Here is a 17,466-nt window from a genome sequence, read left to right on the forward strand (position 1 = left end):
CCGGCGGCGCTACAGCCAGTCGTGCCGCTTGAACACCCGGTGCAGCACCAGGCAGACCACCGTCATCAGCACCAGCACCGCCGGGTACCCCCAGATCTGGTGCAGCTCCGGCATGTGCTCGAAGTTCATCCCGTAGATGCCCGCGATCATGGTCGGTACGGCGGCCAGCGCCGCCCAGGCCGAGATCTTCCGCATGTCGTTGTTCTGCTGGACGCTGACCTGCGCCAGGTTGGCGTTCAGGATGTCGGAGAGCAGCCGGTCCATGCCGTCCACCTGGTCGTTCACCCGGGCCACGTGGTCGGCGACGTCCCGCAGGTAGGGCGCGGCCTCGGGGCGGACGAAGCGGGCGCCGCGCTCCAGGGCCAGCATCGGCTCCAGCAGCGGGCCGGTGGCCCGGCGCACGGACATCACCTGGCGCTTGTAGCCGTAGATCCGTCCGGCGGTGTCGCGGTCGACCCGGGAGGGGGAGAAGATGTCCGCCTCCAGTTCGTCCAGGTCGCTCTGGAGCCCGGCGGCCACGTCCATGTAGCCGTCGACGATCGTGTCGCAGACCGAGTGCAGCACCGAGCTGGGCCCGTACCGCAGCTGTTCGGGGTCCTGCTCCAGGGCGGCCCGCAGTCCGCCGAGCGGGCTGTCCTCGCCGTGCCGGACGGTCATCACGAAGTCCGGGCCGAGGAAGACCATCACCTCGCCGACCGTGACGACGTGCCCGCCGGGGTGGTAGCCGAGGGTCTTCAGCGCGACGAACAGCGAGCCCTTGTACGCCTCCACCTTGGGGCGCTGGTGAGCGCTGACGGCGTCCTCGACGGCCAGCGGGTGCAGCGCGAACTCCTGGCCGACGCGGTCGAGTTCCTCGGCGGTGGGCTCGAACAGGCCTATCCAGACGAAGCCGTCCGGACCGGCCGCGCGGGCGGCGGCGAGTGCGCCGGCCAGGTCCTCGGGGGCCTCGATGCGGCGGCCGTCGTGGTAGGCGGCGCAGTGGACGATCATGCGGGCCATTGTCACCCGAGCGGGGCCGTCCGGCACGGATCCGGGGGATTCCGGTCCACCGGCCCCCGGCGGCCGGGGCGGTGGCGGACCCGGCCGCCGCGGGCCGGACGGGCGGGAAATCCGGTCTCCACGGCCGGGCCCGGAGGCCGTAGGCTGACCCCATGCCCACCCTGCTGCTCGTCCGTCACGGCCGCTCCACCGCGAACACCGCCGGAATCCTGGCCGGTTGGACCCCCGGCGTGGACCTCGACGACACCGGCCGGGACCAGGCCGCCGCGCTGGCCGGCCGACTGGCCGGCATCCCGCTGGTGCGGGCGGTCAGCAGCCCGCTGGAGCGCTGCCGGCAGACGCTGGAGCCGCTGCTGGCGGTCCGGCCCGAGCTCGGGCCGCCGGCCGAGGACGAGCGGCTGGGGGAGTGCCACTACGGCGAGTGGACCGGCCGTCCGCTGGCCGAGCTGGCCAAGGAGCCGCTCTGGCGCACCGTGCAGGACCACGCCGCCGGGGCCGCCTTCCCCGGCGGGGAGTCGCTGCGCGAGCTGAGCCACCGCACGGTGGACGCGGTGCGCGAGTGGAACCGGAGGATCGCGGACGAGCACGGCGAGGACGCGGTCTGGATCGCCTGCTCGCACGGGGACGTGATCAAGGCCGTGGTGGCCGACGCGCTCGGGCTGCACCTGGACCACTTCCAGCGGATCAGCGTCGAGCCCTGTTCGGTCACCGCGATCCGCTACACCCCGCAGCGGCCCTTCGTGCTGAGGATGGGCGACACCGGCGACCTCGCCTCGCTCGCCCCCCGGCCGGGCCCGGCGGCGGCCACCCCGGCCGGCGACGCGGTGGTCGGCGGCACCGTCTAGGCCGCGCCGCCGACGGGCCGTCCGGGGAGGCGCCGTCCGCGGCGGCACCGTTCGCTTCCCCGGGTGCCACCCCGCCCGCGGCCGTCGGCTCGGCTCCCCGGCCGGAGCCCGAAGGTCGTAGGGTGACTAGCGAGTCCATCCGGCCGCGGCCCGCCCCCGGCGGAACCGCGCCGACCGACACGATCCGGAGCGAGAGCGTGCCCCGTCAGGTCTTCTTCTACGACCAGCCCGAACGGTTCGTGGCCGGCACCGTCGGCCAGCCCGGCGCCCGGGCGTTCTACCTTCAGGCCAGCGCCCGGGGCCGGATCACCAGCGTGCTGCTGGAGAAGACCCAGGTCGCGGCGCTCGCCGAGCGCATCGAGGAGGTCCTGGACGAGGCGCTGCGGCGCAGCGGCGGCGACACGTCCATCCCGGCCGCCGCCCCGAACGACCTGCTCGACACCGCGCCGCTGGACCTCCCGCTCGAGCAGGAGTTCCGGGTCGGCACCATGGCCCTGGCCTGGGACAGCGTGGACGCCTGCCTGGTGGTCGAGGCGCAGGCGCTGGTCGAGGAGGAAGAGGAGGAGGACGCCGCCGAGGCGGCCTTCACCGACGACGAGAACGGCCCGGACATGCTGCGGGTGCGGCTGTCCGGCGCGATGGCCCGGGTCTTCGCCAAGCGCGCGCTGGACCTGGTCGCGGCCGGCCGCAAGCCCTGCCCGTTCTGCAACCTGCCGCTCGACCCGGAGGGCCACCTGTGCCCGCGCGCGAACGGCTACCGGCGCTGAACACCGACACCCCGCCGCAGGCCGACCCGTCGGCCGCCGCCGCGCTGGCCGCCGACGTGCCCACCGCCCTCGCGCTGCTGCGCCAGGGCGGGCTGACGGTGCACGGGCGGCTCACCGACGCCTCCAACGCCGCGCTGTACTGCACGGTGGCGCACGGCTCGCTGAGCGCGCAGGCCGTCTACAAGCCGGTGGCCGGGGAGCGCCCGCTGTGGGACTTCCCGGACGGCACGCTGGCCGGCCGCGAGGTCGCCGCGTACGAGCTGTCCGCCGCGACCGGCTGGGCGCTGATCCCGCCGACCGTGCTGCGCGACGGCCCGCACGGGCCCGGCATGCTGCAGCTGTGGGTCGAGCCGGACCCGACGGCCGAGCCGCTGCTCGCGCTCCAGGACCCGCGCGGCCCGGAGGCGGGCTGGCTGCCGATCGTCCGGGCCGAGGTCGAGGGCGGACGGACGGCCCTGCTGGTGCACCACGACGACCGGCGGCTGCGCCGGCTCGCCGTCCTGGACGCGGTGCTCAACAACGCCGACCGCAAGGGCGGTCACCTGATCCCGGCCGCCGACGGCCGGGTGTACGGCATCGACCACGGCGTCACCTTCAACACCGAGGACAAGCTGCGCACCCTGCTCTGGGGCTGGGCCGGCGACCCGCTGCCCGCCGAGGCGCTGGAGGTGCTGGCCCGGCTGGCCGAACAGCTGGACGGCGAGCTCGCCGAGCGGCTCGCCCCGCACCTGACGGCGGCCGAACTGGACGCCACCCGGGCCCGGGTGGCCGCGCTGCGCGGCTCCGGCCGGCACCCGCTGCCGCCCGAGGACTGGCCCGCGATCCCCTGGCCGCCGGTCTAGGACGGGGCTTCGGCGGGTCCGAACCGGAGCCCGAACCGGTGCCCCGGAGCGCCGGTGGTCCGGACCGCTCGTCGAAAACGGCGGCAGATGGTCTGGACCTGTCCCCGGAACAGGTCGCACACTGCTCCGATGGATGTGCGACGGACGACCCCCACCCCCCGAACCACGCCGGACCTGCCGTTGCACCGGTTACAGGTCCCGCTGCCCCAGCTGCTCCCCTTCGCCATCGGCAGTTTCGACGCGATCGGCCCGCTCTCCCGGGCCGGCTTCCCCCACCGGCACTCGTTCTACGAGATCGTCCACGTCACCGGCGGCCACGGCGCCCACGTCCTGGACCTCGTCCACCGGCCGCTGGCGCCACCGCAGTTGTGCGTGATCACGCCCGGCCAGGTGCACTACTGGGCGGACGCCGAGGAGTTGGTCGGCCGGGTCGTCCTGTTCAACGAGGACTTCCTGCTCGGCCACCCCCAGGACCTCGCCGCCCTGCGGGCGCTGGCCACCCGCCCGGCCCTCGCGCTCGGCGACCAGGCCGACGCCGTCGCCGCGCTGCTCGCCGACATGGAGTACGAGTACCGGACCAGGGGGCCCGGCTACCAGGGCGTGCTGCGGGCCAGCCTGCACATCCTGATCGTCCGGGCGCTGCGCGCCTGCGCCCCGGCCGACCGCCCGTCGGTGCCCGGCCGCCCGGCCGAAGTGGCCGCCGCCTTCACCCGGTTGATCGCCCGGCCGGGCGGGGTGCGGCACTCGGTGGCCTCCACCGCGCAGGAACTCGGCGTCTCCCCGGGGCACTTGCAGACCCTGGTGAAGCAGGCCACCGGCCGGACGCCCGGCGGTCTGATCCGCCGCCAGCAGACCTTGGAGGCCAAACGTCTGCTCGCCTGCACGGATTTGACGATCCGTCAGGTCGCCAAGGAGGCGGGTTTCGTCGACCCGGCGTACTTCTGCCGGTTCTTCCGCCGGGAGACCGGGATGACCCCGGGGGAGTTCCGGTCCAGGGTCGACGGAAATCACCACGATCCCCGGATCATGTCCATCGCGGTCGCACCGGACGGCCCGTAACTTTGCTGGTGGCCACCGGTGGCCGGTCCGGCGCGCACGGACGGGCGGCCGGTCCGGCCCTTGTCATGCCCCCACCATGGCAAGGGCCGCCCCCACCCCCCCGCCTCACGATAAGGAGACGGCGCATGCCCACGCCCGACGGCATGATCAGCCGCAAGACCGTCCTCAAGGCCGCCGCCGCGCTCGGGGCCGCCCCGCTGCTCGTCGGCGGCGGGGTCGCACTGGCCCGGGACCAGATCGGCACCGGCGAGCCGCTCGCCCTCACCCCCGAGTGCCACGACGGCGACGCCCCCACCATCGAGCAGACCGAGGGCCCGTACTTCAAGCCCAACTCCCCGCTGCGCAGCTCGATGGTCAACGACGGCCCCGGCACCCGCCTGGTCGTCAGCGGCTACGTCTTCGGTCGCGCGTGCCGGCCCATCTCCGGTGTGCTGCTGGACTTCTGGCAGGCCGACGACGGCGGCAACTACGACAACAGCGGATACACCTTCCGCGGCCACCAGTTCACCGACGCCAACGGCGCCTACAAGCTGGACACCATCGTGCCCGGCCTCTACCCGGGCCGCACCCGGCACATCCACGTCAAGCTCCAGGCCCCCGGCCGCTCGATCGTCACCACCCAGCTGTACTTCCCGGGCGAGCCGCGCAACAACACGGACACCATCTACGACGCCCGGCTGCTGATGAACGTCCGGCAGAACGGGTCGACCCGCGAGGGCAGCTACGACTTCGTGCTGAACGTGGCGCAGACCCCGGGCACGCCGAGCCCCACGCCCACCCCGACCTCCACCTCCACCGGTGGCCCGACCACGCCGCCCGGCGGCAGCTGGGCCGCGGGCACCTCGTACAACGCGGGCGACCGCGTGACCTACTCCGGCGTCTCCTACACCTGCCTCCAGGCGCACACCGCCATGGCCGGCTGGGAGCCGCCGAACGTGCCGGCCCTCTGGCAGCGGTCGTAGCGGCTCCGGCCGCTCCACCCGAGGAGCCGGGCGCCCGGTCGGCGGCAGGGCCGACCGGGCGCTCACCCATGCCCGGAGCCGGGTGCGGGGGGCGTACACCACGCGTTCCGACAGCGCCGGATCCGTGCAATACCAGTCGGGAAACTGTCGGGCAACGGTTGGAAACGAATCCAGTCGATCTTTCGTACTGGTTAGGCTTTCAAATGTTCGCAAGGTTAAAGTTGTTTCCATGCATGCCTGGCCCGCCTCCGAGGTTCCCGCCCTGCCTGGTCAGGGGCTCCCCCTCCGTATCCACGACACCGCAGCGGGCACAGTCCGGGAGGTCGTGCCGCAGGACGGCACCGCCCGGATCTACGTCTGCGGCATCACGCCCTACGACGCGACCCACATGGGCCACGCCGCCACCTACAACGCGTTCGACCTGGTGCAGCGCGTCTGGCGGGACGCCGGTCACGACGTCCTGTACATCCAGAACGTCACCGACGTCGACGACCCGCTGCTCGCCCGCGCGGTCGAGACCGGCCAGGACTGGACCGCCCTCGCCGAGCGCGAGACGGCCCTGTTCCGCGAGGACATGACCGCGCTGCGGATGCTCCCGCCGGCCCACTACATCGGCGCCGTCGAGTCGATCCCGTGGATCGTCCCGATCGTGCAGAAGCTGCTGGCCTCCGGCGCCGCCTACCACGTCGACGGCGACATCTACTTCTCGGTCGACGCCGACCCGCGCTTCGGCGAGGTCTCCGGCCTCACCCGCGAGGCCATGCGCCCGGTCTTCGCCGAGCGCGGCGGCGACCCGGACCGCCCCGGCAAGCGCAACCCGCTGGACGCCCTGCTCTGGCTGGCCGCCCGCCCGGGCGAGCCCGCCTGGGACACCGAGCTCGGCCACGGCCGCCCCGGCTGGCACATCGAGTGCGTCGCCATCGCCCTCCGGTACCTCGGGATGTCCTTCGACATCCAGGGCGGCGGCAGCGACCTCTCCTTCCCGCACCACGAGATGGGCGCCGCGCACGCCCAGGTCGCCACCGGCGCCCACCCGTACGCCCAGGCGTACGTGCACGCCGGCATGGTCGCCCTGGACGGCCACAAGATGTCCAAGTCCCGCGGCAACCTGGTCTTCGTCTCGGCGCTGCGCCGCGAGGGCGTCGACCCGGCGGCGATCCGCCTGGCGCTGCTCTCGCACCACTACCGGGCCGACTGGGAGTGGACCAAGAGCACCCTGGACGAGGCCGTCGAGCGCCTCGCCCGCTGGCGCGCCGCGGTCTCCCGCCCGGACGGCCCCTCGGCCGAGCAGCTGCTCGCCGAGGTGCGCGAGGCGCTCGCGAACGACCTGGACGCGCCCGCCGCGCTGGCCGCGGTCGACCGCTGGGCGGACCGGCAGGAGGCCGAGGGCGGCACCGACATCGGCGCTCCCGGCCTGGTGACCCGCACCGTGGACGCCCTGCTCGGCGTCGCGCTGTGACCCGGGTGCGGTAGCCCCGGCGCCGGGGCCACCGCACCACACGCCGAAGGGGCGTCAGGACCACACGGTCCCGACGCCCCTTCGGCGTGTGCGGTACGGGCTACTCGTCCTCGGCGCCGTCCTGGCTCTCCCGGGCGCCGCCCGGCGCCTCCGGATCGGCCGGCCGCTCCGCCGTGGCGTGCCCGGCCACCGGCTTCTCGCCGGTCGGCCCGACGTTCTCCCGGCGGCGCAGGTAGCGCTCGAACTCGCGGGCGATGGCGTCGCCGGAGGCCTCCGGCAGCTCCGCGGTGTCCTGCGCCTCCTCCAGCTGCTGGACGTACTCGGCCACCTCGCTGTCCTCGGCGGCCAGCTGGTCCACGCCGAGCTGCCAGGCCCGGGCGTCCTCGGCGAGCTCGCCCGGCGGGATGCGCAGGTCCAGCAGGTCCTCGAGCTTGTTGACCAGGGCCAGGGTGGCCTTCGGGTTCGGCGGCTGCGAGACGTAGTGCGGCACCGCGGCCCACAGCGTCACGGCCGGCACCCCGGCGTGGGTGCAGGCCTCCTGGAGCACCCCGACGATGCCGGTGGGGCCCTCGTAGCGGCTCTCCTCCAGGTCCAGCCGGCGGGCCAGGTCCGGGTCGGAGGTGACCCCGCTGACGGGCACCGGGCGGCTGTGCGGGGTGTCCCCGAGCAGGGCGCCCAGGATCACCACCAGTTCGACGCCCAGCTCGTGGGCGAAGCCCAGCAGCTCGTTGCAGAACGAGCGCCAGCGCATGCTCGGCTCGATGCCGCGGACCAGCACGACGTCCCTGGTCGTCGGCTCCGTCACCCGGATCACCGAGAGCCGGGTGGTCGGCCAGGTGATCCGGCGGATGCCGCCGTCCAGCCAGACCGTGGGCCGGTTGACCTGGAAGTCGTAGTAGTCCTCCGCGTCCAGCGCGGCGAACACCTTGCCGTTCCAGGTCTCGTCGAGGTGTGCCAGAGCCGCGGAGGCGGCGTCGCCCGCGTCGTTCCAGCCCTCGAAGGCGCAGACCATCACCGGGTCGATCAACTCGGGAACATCTTCCAGCTCGATCACCCAGCGTCTCCCTCCGGTCGGCGGTCGGACCTGCGCCGCCCCGGCTGGCCTGCCGGGGCGCCGACGGGCCGGCTGCCGACTGTCGAACCTCTCGTCTCCCATGGAACGCCTCGCTCCATGGTCCCTACCTGCCCAGCCTACGGGCTTTGATGCGCACCGCGGCCGGGCACCGGGACAGTCTGGGGGAGCGGACCGCCGGGATCCACCGGATATCGGCGGCGCCGGAGCTGACGGTCCGTCAGGCGTTCACCAGGGGCGGAGCGTGTTCGACCGGCGACGCGCTGTGCCCGCCGCCGCCCGGCGCGCGGGCCCGCCGGGCGCGCTACTCCGGGTCCACCCAGCCGTCGCGGTACGCCGTCCAGTGCTCGGGCAGCGCGGCGAAGTCCACGTACAGCGCGACGCCGAAGCCGGCCCGCCGTCGGTCCTCCCGGCCCAGGCCCAGCCGGACGCCCCGGACGGCGGCCCGGACGGTCTCGGCGTCGCCCCAGTGCCCCCACTTGTCGTCCCAGAAGAACGGCAGGCCCATCAGCAGGTCCACGTCGGCCGGGGTGGCCCGCAGGGCGAGTTCGGTCTGCCGGGCGACGTAGCCGCCGTACAGCGGCTCGGTGGGCATCGAGGTGTCGTAGCTCATCACCGCGATCTGGTCGACCCGGCGGGCGGTCTCGGTGAAGTACGCCTGGTCCCACCACTTGCCGTGGTCGGTGAGCAGGATGCCGGCCGTGTGCAGGCCGGGGACCGGGTCGATCTGCGGGGCCGCCACCGACAGTTTGGCGCCGCGCCCCGCGGTGACCGGGCGGACCTGGTCGAGCAGGGCCAGCCAGCCCGCCGAACCCGGGCGGATCGGCTCCATGTCGAAGTGCACCCCGTCGAAGCCGAGGTCCAGCACCTGGCGGGCGGAGGCGGTGACCCGGTCCCGGGTCGGGCCGTCCTCCAGGTCCAGGGCGTCCTTCTCCGGCTTGACCTCGTCGCCCAGCCAGCCCTGCAGCCGTACGCCGGGCAGCTCCCGGTGCACGGTGTCGGTGAACCAGCGGCCCCGGGGGTGGACGGCGGGCGGCAGCGAGCCGTCGTGCTCCAGCGGGCCGGTGTGCACGTAGAGGTCCCGGATGCCGGTGCCGGCCAGTAGCCGGCCGAGCGCGGCCACGTCGGCCTCGGTCCTGCGGCCGTCCACCCAGGCGTGGCCGAGCCAGAGCGCGTCCCGGCCCCGGGTACGGGCGTCGGCGGCGGGCTCGCCGGTGTAGTGCAGCCGGAACAGCACGAACACCGAGCCCAGCGCGGTGGCCGGCACGGCCGCCACCAGCACCAGGGCCAGCAGTGACCGGCGCCACCACGACCACGCCCGCCAGCGGTCGCGCAGCACGCGGAACGGGGCCGTCAGGGCCCGACCGGCTCGCTGCGCGGAGGTCCCGAATCGGGCCACGCGCTTGCTCCCCCCTTGCGGTCGAACGCTCAGGATACGGAATGGAACGGCGGGCCGACCCGTGGGCCGGATACCCTGGCCACGTGCGGGCCCGAGCAAGCGGGTCCGCAAAGCCGACAGCCGTCGCACCAGGGAGAAGCCCATGGCCACAGCAGCCACCCCGTCCATCACTCAGCAGAACCGTGCGAACGCGCTGCGTGAAGCGCTCGCCACCCGGGTGGTGGTCGCCGACGGTGCCATGGGCACCATGCTCCAGGCGCAGGACCCGACGCTGGAGGACTTCCAGAACCTCGAAGGCTGCAACGAGGTCCTCAACACCACCCGCCCGGACATCGTCCGGTCCGTCCACGAGGCCTACTTCGCGGTGGGCGTGGACTGCGTGGAGACCAACACCTTCGGCGCCAACTTCAGCGCCCTCGGCGAGTACGAGATCGCCGAGCGGATCTTCGAGCTGTCCGAGTCCGGCGCCCGGATCGCCCGCGAGGCGGCCGACGCCCACGCCGCCGCCGACGGCCGCACCCGCTGGGTGCTCGGTTCGATCGGCCCCGGCACCAAGCTGCCGACGCTCGGCCACGCCCCGTACGAGACGCTGCGCGACGGGTTCCAGCAGAACGCGGCCGGCCTGATCGCCGGCGGCGCCGACGCGCTGCTGGTCGAGACCAGCCAGGACCTGCTGCAGACCAAGGCCGCCATCCTGGGCTCCAAGCGGGCCCTGGCCGAGGCCGGCCTGGACCTGCCGGTGCTGGTGCAGGTGACGGTGGAGACCACCGGCACCATGCTGCTCGGCTCGGAGATCGGCGCCGCGCTCACCGCGCTGGAGCCGCTGGGCGTCGACTACATCGGCCTCAACTGCGCCACCGGCCCGGCCGAGATGAGCGAGCACCTGCGCTACCTGGCCAAGAACGCCCGGATCGGCCTGTCCTGCATGCCGAACGCGGGCCTGCCGGTGCTCGGCAAGGACGGCGCCCACTACCCGCTCTCCCCGGCCGAACTGGCCGACGCCCACGACGTGTTCACCCGCGAGTACGGCCTCTCGCTGGTCGGCGGCTGCTGCGGCACCACCCCCGAGCACCTGCGCCAGGTGGTCGAGCGGGTCCAGGGCCGCCCGATCGCCCCGCGCGACCCCCGCCCCGAGCCCTCGGCGGCCTCGCTGTACCAGGCCGTGCCGTTCCGCCAGGACACCTCGTACCTGGCGATCGGCGAGCGCACCAACGCCAACGGCTCGAAGAAGTTCCGCGAGTCGATGCTGGCCGGCGACTGGCAGGCCTGCGTGGAGATCGCCCGCGACCAGATCCGGGACGGCTCCCACCTGCTGGACCTCTGCGTGGACTACGTCGGCCGCGACGGCGTCGCCGACATGAAGGAGATCGCCGGCCGGCTGGCCACCGCCTCCACCCTGCCGATCGTGCTGGACTCCACCGAGCCGCAGGTGCTGCGGGCCGGCCTGGAGGCGCTCGGCGGCCGCGCGGTGCTCAACTCGGTCAACTACGAGGACGGCAACGCCCCGGACTCGCGCTTCGGCCGGATCGCCTCGCTGGCCCGCGAGCACGGTGCCGGCCTGATCGCGCTGACCATCGACGAGGAGGGCCAGGCCCGCACCGCGGACAAGAAGGTCGAGATCGCCGAGCGGCTGATCGCCGAGCTCACCGCCGACTACGGCGTCGACGAGGGCTCGATCCTGGTCGACTGCCTGACCTTCACCCTGGCCACCGGCCAGGAGGAGTCCCGCCGGGACGGCATCGAGACCATCGAGGCGATCCGCGAGCTCAAGCGCCGCCGCCCGGCCGTGCAGACCACGCTGGGCCTGTCCAACATCTCCTTCGGCCTCAACCCGGCCGCCCGGGTGGTGCTGAACTCGGTCTTCCTGCACGAGTGCGTGGAGGCCGGCCTGGACTCGGCGATCGTGCACGCCTCCAAGATCCTGCCGATCTCCCGGATCCCCGAGGACCAGCGCGAGGCCGCCCTCGACCTGGTCTACGACCGCCGCCGGGACGGCTACGACCCGCTGCAGCACCTGCTGGAGCTGTTCGACGGCGTCTCCTCGGCCTCGGTCAAGGCGTCCAAGGCGGAGGAGCTGGCCGCGCTGCCGCTGGACGAGCGCCTCCAGCGCCGGATCATCGACGGCGAGCGCAAGGGCCTGGAGGCCGACCTGGACGAGGCGCTGGCCGGTCGGCCCGCGCTGGAGATCATCAACGACACCCTGCTGTCCGGCATGAAGGTGGTCGGCGAGCTCTTCGGCTCCGGCCAGATGCAGCTGCCGTTCGTGCTCCAGTCCGCCGAGGTGATGAAGACCGCGGTGGCCCACCTGGAGCCGCACATGGAGAAGTCCGACAGCGAGGGCAAGGGCACCATCGTGCTGGCCACCGTCAAGGGCGACGTCCACGACATCGGCAAGAACCTGGTCGACATCATCCTGTCCAACAACGGCTACAACGTGGTCAACCTGGGCATCAAGCAGCCGGTCTCGGCGATCCTGGACGCCGCGCAGGAGCACAACGCGGACGTCATCGGGATGTCCGGCCTGCTGGTGAAGTCCACCGTGATCATGAAGGAGAACCTGGAGGAGCTGAACCAGCGCAAGCTGGCCGCGAGCTTCCCGGTGATCCTCGGCGGCGCCGCGCTCACCCGGGCCTACGTCGAGCAGGACCTGCACGAGATCTACGAGGGCGAGGTCCGCTACGCCCGGGACGCCTTCGAGGGCCTGCGGCTGATGGACGCGCTGATCGCGGTCAAGCGCGGCGTCCCCGGCGCGGCCCTGCCAGAGCTCAAGCAGCGCCGGCACGCCCGGGTCGAGGTGGAGGAGCCGGAGCCCGAGGTCAACCTCGGCCAGATCCGCTCCGACGTCGCCGTCGACAACGCCGTGCCCGTCCCGCCGTTCTGGGGCGACCGGATCGTCAAGGGCATCCCGTTCGCGGACTACGCCTCCTGGCTGGACGAGGACGCGCTGTTCAAGGGCCAGTGGGGCCTGAAGGCCTCCCGGGTGGGCGACGGGCCGTCCTACGAGGAGCTGGTGGAGACCGAGGGCCGGCCGCGGCTGCGGGCCTGGCTGGACCGCCTGCAGACCGAGGGCTGGCTGGAGGCCGCCGTGGTCTACGGCTACTACCCGGCCAACTCCAAGGGCGACGACCTGATCGTCTTCCACGAGGACGGCACCGAGCGGACCCGCTTCACCTTCCCGCGCCAGCGGCGCGGGCGCCGGCTCTGCCTGGCCGACTTCTTCCGCCCGGAGGAGTCCGGGGTGCGGGACGTGGTGGGCCTCCAGGTGGTCACCATGGGCAACCGGATCTCCGAGGCGGCCAACGAGCTGTTCGCCGAGAACTCCTACCGGGACTACCTGGAGCTGCACGGCCTCTCGGTGCAGCTGGCCGAGGCGCTGGCCGAGTTCTGGCACGCGCGGGTCCGCTACGAGCTGGGCTTCTCCGGCGAGGACCCGCAGGACGTCAAGGACATGTTCGCGCTCAAGTACCGCGGCGCCCGCTTCTCGCTCGGCTACGGGGCCTGCCCCGAGCTGGAGGACCGGGCCAAGATCGCCGAGCTGCTGAAGCCGGAGCGGATCGGCGTGGTGCTCTCCGAGGAGTTCCAGCTCCACCCGGAGCAGTCCACCGACGCGATCGTGATCCACCACCCGGAGGCGAAGTACTTCAACGCCCGGTAACCCCCGGTTCCCGCCGCATTCGCTCTTTCCGGACGAAGCGGGCGTATCCTTGATGATCCTGAACGGGCCGGTCCGCTCACCTGCGGGCCGGCCCGTGCCTTCCCCGGGGCCGCCCGGGCCTGCCGGAAGGACCCCCGCCATGACCACCAGCCCCACTGCCACGCGCATCCTCGACCACGGGGACGACCGCGGGCTCCAGGCGGTGCTGCTGGACATGGACGGGACGCTGGTGGACACCGAGGACTTCTGGTGGCAGGCCGAGGCCTCGCTCTTCGCCGAGCTGGGCCACGAGCTGGACGAGGCGGACCGCGCCCACGTGGTCGGCGGTCCGATGGCCAGGGTGATGGAGTACCTGGTCGCCCGGACCGGGGCGGACATCGCGCCGGCGGACCTCGGCGTGCTGGTCAACCAGCGCTTCGTCGACCTGCTGGCGGGCGGCGTGCCGCTCATGCCGGGCGCCGAGCGGCTGCTCAACACCCTTGCCGCGCACGGCATCCCGGCCGCCCTGGTGTCCGCCTCGCACCGGCACGTGATCGACATCGTGCTGCGCTCGCTGGGCGCCCACCACTTCGCCTTCAGCATCGGCGGGGACGAGGTGCCGCGCACCAAGCCGTTCCCGGACCCGTACCTGGAGGCGGCCCGGCGGCTGGGCGCGGAGCCGGCCCGCTGCGTGGTGGTCGAGGACACCCCGACCGGGGTGCGGGCGGGCGAGGCGGCCGGCTGCCCGGTGATCGCGGTGCCCTCGGTGGCGCCGGTCGAGCCGGCTCCGGGGCGGCTGGTGGTGTCCTCGCTGGAGCAGGTCGACCTCGACCTGCTGCGCTCCCTGGTCGCCTCGCGGGTGTGATTGTCGTCTCATTGCGAGACGGCTCTACTCGCCGGTACGAGGCCCGGCGAGCCCCCGGACCGGCGCTGCCGGGGGAGAAAACGGTCATTGGCTGACAACTCGTCGGGCGCGTGGTGATGCCCTCAACGACCGTGTCCCAAACGTCATCTGCACGGGTACCGGTCGTGCGTGTTCGATATGGCACGCTACTCCAGTTCGTGCCACCCAGAAGGACGCGCCTCGTGAAGACTTCAGCTGAACGCCTGGCAGTACTCGGTTGCGCCGGCCTGGTCGCCGTGTCGGTGGCGGGCTGCGGATCGGTGACCGACGTGGTCAAGGGGGACAGCGGCAAGTCCATCACCATGGGCACCAGCCAGCTGACCGGTGTCCTGGACCCGGCCGCCGCCTACGACTCCGGCTCCTGGCTGCTGCTGCGCAACACCTTCCAGTCGCTGCTCACCTTCCAGGCCGCCGCCAGCGCGCCCTCCCCGGACGCCGCGCAGTCCTGCGAGTTCACCAGCGCCGAGGCCACCGAGTACCACTGCACCCTGAAGCCCGGTCTGAAGTTCTCCAACGGGCACCCGATGACGGCCCAGGACGTGGTCTTCTCGATCGAGCGCACCAAGAAGATCAACGACCAGAACGGCCCGGTCGAACTGCTGGACTCGATCAAGTCCGTCGAGGCCAAGGGCGACAACGAGGTGCTCTTCCACCTCTCCGCGCCCGACGCCACCCTGCCGGCCAAGCTGGCGAGCCCGGCCGGCGCCATCGTGGACCACCAGGTCTACCCCGCCGACAAGGTCGTCCCCAACGACAAGCTGATCGGCTCCGGCCCGTACCGCATCGACTCGGTCGAGAACCTGAACGGCGGCAAGCAGCTGGGCAAGGTCGTGCTGTCGGCCAACGACAAGTACGGCGGCGAGGCCAAGCTCCGGAACAGCAAGTTCACCGTGCGGTACTTCGACAAGGCCGAGGACCTGAAGACCGCGCTGGACAAGAGCGAGATCGACCTCACCGACAACAGCCTGGAGCCGAACACCGCCGCCCAGGTCCGCTCCGACCAGCAGGGCGGCAAGGCCGATCTCCAGGTGACCGAGGGCGACAGCAACGACACCCGTTCGCTGGTCCTCAACACCAAGGACCCGCTGATGAGCAACGTCGCGGTCCGCCAGGCCGTCGCCCAGATGATGGACCGCAAGGCGCTGGCCCGCGACGTCTTCGCCCGCACCGTCCAGGCGCTCTACTCCATGGTCCCGGCCGGCCTGCCCGGCCACACCACGGCCTTCTTCGACCGCTACGGCGACCAGGACGTGAACAAGGCCAAGAAGATCCTGGCCGACGCCAAGGTCCAGACCCCGGTCAAGTTCACGCTGACCTGGTCCCGTTCGCGGGCCGGCAGCAACGAGGCCGAGACGCTGAAGAAGCAGCTGGAGACCGGCGGCCTGTTCCAGGTGACGCTCGCCCAGGAGCCGGACTGGGACTCGTACCGCAAGGGCTGGGCCGAGAGCAAGTACCAGGCGTACATCATCGGTTGGTTCGCCGACTACCCGGACCCGGACAACTACCTCGCCCCGCTGCTGATCAACGGCGGTGCGTACCACCACGGTTGGGACGACCCGCGGATCAGCGGCCGGCTGGTGCCGGAGGGCCTCAAGCAGACCGACCGCAGCGCCGCGGCCGGCACCTACGCGCAGATACAGCAGATCGAGGCCGAGAACGTGCCGCTGATCCCGCTGTACCAGAACAAGTCCTTCTTCGCGGCCCGCTCGTACGTCACCGGCGTCGAGTCCACCGTCGACACCACCGGCTACTTCCGCTTCTGGGAGATCAGCCGGACCAACAAGTAGCGCCCGCAGGACGGCGGCCCGCCCGCTTCCCCGTCGGTACGGGGGAGCAGGCGGGCCGCCGTGACGTTTCTGCCGCCCTGGGGCCGCTGGCGGCCCGCTACAGGGCGCCCGGGCGCACCAGCCCGCTCTCGTAGGCGTACACCGCCGCCTGCACCCGGTCGCGCAGCTGGAGCTTGGTCAGCACATGGCCCACGTGGGTCTTCACGGTGGTCTCGCTGACGAACAGCTCGGCCGCGATCTCCGCGTTCGACAGCCCGCGCGCCACCAGCTTCAGCACCTCCAGCTCGCGCTCGGTCAGCGCGCCCAGCGCCTGCGGCGGCGCCTCGTCGCCCGAGGGCAGCTTGGTGGCGTACATGTCCAGCAGCCGGCGGGTGATGCTCGGCGCCAGCATCGCCGCGCCGTCCGCGACCACCCGGATCGCCTGCACCAGCTCCTCGGCCGGGACGTCCTTCAGCAGGAAGCCGCTGGCGCCCGCGCGCAGCGCCTCCACCACGTACTCGTCCAGGTCGAAGGTGGTCAGCACCAGCACCTTGGCCGGGCCGTCGCGCCCCGGGCCGGCGATCCGGCGGGTCGCCTCGACGCCGTCCATCCTGGGCATCCGGATGTCCATCAGCACCACGTCGGGCTGCAGCGCCCGCACCTGGTCCAGCGCCTGCTGGCCGTCGCCGGCCTCGCCGACCACCACCAGGTCGGACTCGGCCTCCAGAATCATCCGGAAACCGGTGCGCAGCAGCGGCTGGTCGTCGACCAGCAGCACTCGGATCGTCACCTAGGACTCCTTGCTCATCGGATCCCCCGTGGGATCGCTTTCATCCGACGTACGGGCCAGCGGCAGCGGGTACGGCGGCGGGGTGCCGCCGAACTCCGGGCAGCTGGCCTGGTGGTCGCACCAGTCGCAGAGGCGGTTGCGGGTCGCCGGGAAGTCCCCGGTGGCCACCGCGTGGCCGATCCGCTCCCACAGCGCCCGGAGCTTGCGCTCCACCGCGAGCAGGTCCGCCTCGTCCGGGTCGTAGCTGACCACGTCCCCGCCCCCGCCGAGGTAGACCAGCTGGAGGCGCTTGGGGAGCACGCCCTTCCAGCGCCACACCACCAGGGCGTAGAACTTCATCTGGAACATCGCCTTGCCCTCGAAGTCCCGCGAGGGCGCCCGGCCGGTCTTGTAGTCCACCAGCCGGACCTCGCCGGTCGGGGCGACGTCCACCCGGTCGATGTAGCCGCGCAGCAGCAGCCCCGAGTCCAGGGCCGTCTCCACGTAGAGCTCCCGCTCCACCGGGTGCAGCCGGGTCGGGTCCTCCAGCCGGAACCACTGGCCGACCAGCTTCTCGGCGTCCGCCAGCCAGCGGGTGAGCGCCGCACCGTCCGGGTCGTCCGGGAACAGCGAGCCCAGCTCCGGGCGCTCGCCCAGCAGCCGCTCCCACTGCGGGCGCAGCAGGCCCAGCGCCCGGTCCGGGGTCCGCTCGGCCGCCGGGCTGTCGAACAGCCGCTCCAGCACCGCGTGCACCAGCGTGCCCCGGGTCGCCGCCGAGCTCGGCGGCTCGGGCAGCCGGTCGATCACCCGCAGCCGGTACAGCAGGGGACAGGTGAGGAAGTCCCCCGCTCGGGACGGGGAGAGCCCGGTCGGGGGTGCCGCCGGGCGCCCGGCGGCACTGCTGGTCTGGGTGTGCTGCATGGCTACGACCCTATTGCCCTTTGCTGTCATCCCGCTGCCACGGTGCTGCCACAGCCGCCGGTGAGTGG

At 72.8% G+C, this 17,466-nt stretch carries 14 protein-coding genes; 9 read left to right on the forward strand and 5 right to left on the reverse strand.

The features are described from left to right. Positions 1-9 precede the first annotated feature (9 nt). Positions 10-990: a magnesium and cobalt transport protein CorA gene (locus tag AMK13_RS12830; protein ID WP_074002601.1), complete on the reverse strand. Its 981-nt coding sequence runs from the start codon at positions 988-990 to the stop codon at positions 10-12. A 161-nt stretch (positions 991-1,151) separates the two neighbouring features. Between AMK13_RS12830 and AMK13_RS12835 the strand changes: the two genes are divergently transcribed. The 6 genes from AMK13_RS12835 (at position 1,152) to mshC (ending at position 6,933) form a co-directional block, all read left to right on the forward strand. Then, the gene (locus AMK13_RS12835; RefSeq protein WP_049650989.1) at positions 1,152-1,844 is read left to right on the forward strand and encodes a histidine phosphatase family protein; all 693 of its coding nucleotides are present in this window, start codon (positions 1,152-1,154) and stop codon (positions 1,842-1,844) included. A gap of 197 nt (positions 1,845-2,041) precedes the next feature. Beyond that, positions 2,042-2,611, forward strand: a complete 570-nt coding sequence (locus tag AMK13_RS12840) for a DUF3090 family protein (RefSeq protein WP_049650988.1) — start codon at positions 2,042-2,044, stop codon at positions 2,609-2,611. A 44-nt stretch (positions 2,612-2,655) separates the two neighbouring features. Then, positions 2,656-3,453 (forward strand): SCO1664 family protein, encoded by a 798-nt coding sequence (locus AMK13_RS12845; protein ID WP_074002602.1) that lies wholly within the window; start codon positions 2,656-2,658, stop codon positions 3,451-3,453. 180 nt (positions 3,454-3,633) lie between these two features. Next, positions 3,634-4,512 (forward strand): helix-turn-helix transcriptional regulator, encoded by an 879-nt coding sequence (locus AMK13_RS12850; protein ID WP_049650987.1) that lies wholly within the window; start codon positions 3,634-3,636, stop codon positions 4,510-4,512. Between the two features lie 125 nt (positions 4,513-4,637). Beyond that, complete coding sequence (locus AMK13_RS12855; RefSeq protein ID WP_049650986.1) at positions 4,638-5,474, forward strand: dioxygenase family protein; 837 nt, start codon at positions 4,638-4,640, stop codon at positions 5,472-5,474. Between the two features lie 229 nt (positions 5,475-5,703). Continuing rightward, positions 5,704-6,933 carry a cysteine--1-D-myo-inosityl 2-amino-2-deoxy-alpha-D-glucopyranoside ligase gene (mshC, locus tag AMK13_RS12860; RefSeq protein ID WP_074002316.1) on the forward strand — a complete coding sequence of 410 codons (1,230 nt, stop codon included), beginning with the start codon at positions 5,704-5,706 and terminating at the stop codon, positions 6,931-6,933. Positions 6,934-7,033: 100 nt separating this feature from the next. Here the strand turns inward: mshC and AMK13_RS12865 are convergent, their stop codons facing one another. Both AMK13_RS12865 and AMK13_RS12870 read right to left on the reverse strand, forming a co-directional pair. After that, entirely contained in the window at positions 7,034-7,987 is a 954-nt protein-coding gene (locus tag AMK13_RS12865; protein ID WP_049650984.1) for a PAC2 family protein, read from the reverse strand. 322 nt (positions 7,988-8,309) lie between these two features. Further along, on the reverse strand, positions 8,310-9,404 hold the full coding sequence (locus AMK13_RS12870) for a hypothetical protein (protein WP_198959341.1): 1,095 nt from the start codon (positions 9,402-9,404) through the stop codon (positions 8,310-8,312). 142 nt (positions 9,405-9,546) lie between these two features. On the opposite strand from AMK13_RS12870, the gene metH reads away from it, so the two are divergent. From metH to AMK13_RS12885, 3 genes are all read left to right on the forward strand, one after another. Further along, positions 9,547-13,059 carry a methionine synthase gene (gene metH, locus AMK13_RS12875; protein WP_074002317.1) on the forward strand — a complete coding sequence of 1,171 codons (3,513 nt, stop codon included), beginning with the start codon at positions 9,547-9,549 and terminating at the stop codon, positions 13,057-13,059. Between the two features lie 139 nt (positions 13,060-13,198). Beyond that, positions 13,199-13,903 (forward strand): HAD family hydrolase, encoded by a 705-nt coding sequence (locus AMK13_RS12880; RefSeq protein ID WP_049650982.1) that lies wholly within the window; start codon positions 13,199-13,201, stop codon positions 13,901-13,903. 221 nt (positions 13,904-14,124) lie between these two features. Beyond that, complete coding sequence (locus AMK13_RS12885) at positions 14,125-15,729, forward strand: ABC transporter substrate-binding protein (protein WP_158077697.1); 1,605 nt, start codon at positions 14,125-14,127, stop codon at positions 15,727-15,729. 97 nt (positions 15,730-15,826) lie between these two features. Here the strand turns inward: AMK13_RS12885 and AMK13_RS12890 are convergent, their stop codons facing one another. Together AMK13_RS12890 and AMK13_RS12895 are read right to left on the reverse strand one after the other, a co-directional pair. After that, the gene (locus AMK13_RS12890; protein ID WP_049650980.1) at positions 15,827-16,498 is read right to left on the reverse strand and encodes a response regulator; all 672 of its coding nucleotides are present in this window, start codon (positions 16,496-16,498) and stop codon (positions 15,827-15,829) included. Beyond that, the gene (locus AMK13_RS12895) at positions 16,499-17,398 is read right to left on the reverse strand and encodes a RecB family exonuclease (RefSeq protein ID WP_049650979.1); all 900 of its coding nucleotides are present in this window, start codon (positions 17,396-17,398) and stop codon (positions 16,499-16,501) included. Positions 17,399-17,466 lie beyond the last annotated feature (68 nt).

Origin of the sequence: Streptomyces sp. CB02056 (genome assembly GCF_001905545.1) — a bacterium.
In the GTDB taxonomy this organism is placed as follows: domain Bacteria; phylum Actinomycetota; class Actinomycetes; order Streptomycetales; family Streptomycetaceae; genus Kitasatospora.

What these genes read in the sequence shown, in the direction of transcription:
- AMK13_RS12830 (WP_074002601.1), bottom strand. Translation starts at nt 990, where the DNA reads ATGATCGTCCACTGCGCCGCCTACCACGACGGCCGCCGCATCGAGGCC.
- AMK13_RS12835 (WP_049650989.1), top strand. Translation starts at nt 1,152, where the DNA reads ATGCCCACCCTGCTGCTCGTCCGTCACGGCCGCTCCACCGCGAACACC.
- AMK13_RS12855 (WP_049650986.1), top strand. Translation starts at nt 4,638, where the DNA reads ATGCCCACGCCCGACGGCATGATCAGCCGCAAGACCGTCCTCAAGGCC.
- mshC (WP_074002316.1), top strand. Translation starts at nt 5,704, where the DNA reads ATGCATGCCTGGCCCGCCTCCGAGGTTCCCGCCCTGCCTGGTCAGGGG.
- metH (WP_074002317.1), top strand. Translation starts at nt 9,547, where the DNA reads ATGGCCACAGCAGCCACCCCGTCCATCACTCAGCAGAACCGTGCGAAC.
- AMK13_RS12880 (WP_049650982.1), top strand. Translation starts at nt 13,199, where the DNA reads ATGACCACCAGCCCCACTGCCACGCGCATCCTCGACCACGGGGACGAC.
- AMK13_RS12895 (WP_049650979.1), bottom strand. Translation starts at nt 17,398, where the DNA reads ATGCAGCACACCCAGACCAGCAGTGCCGCCGGGCGCCCGGCGGCACCC.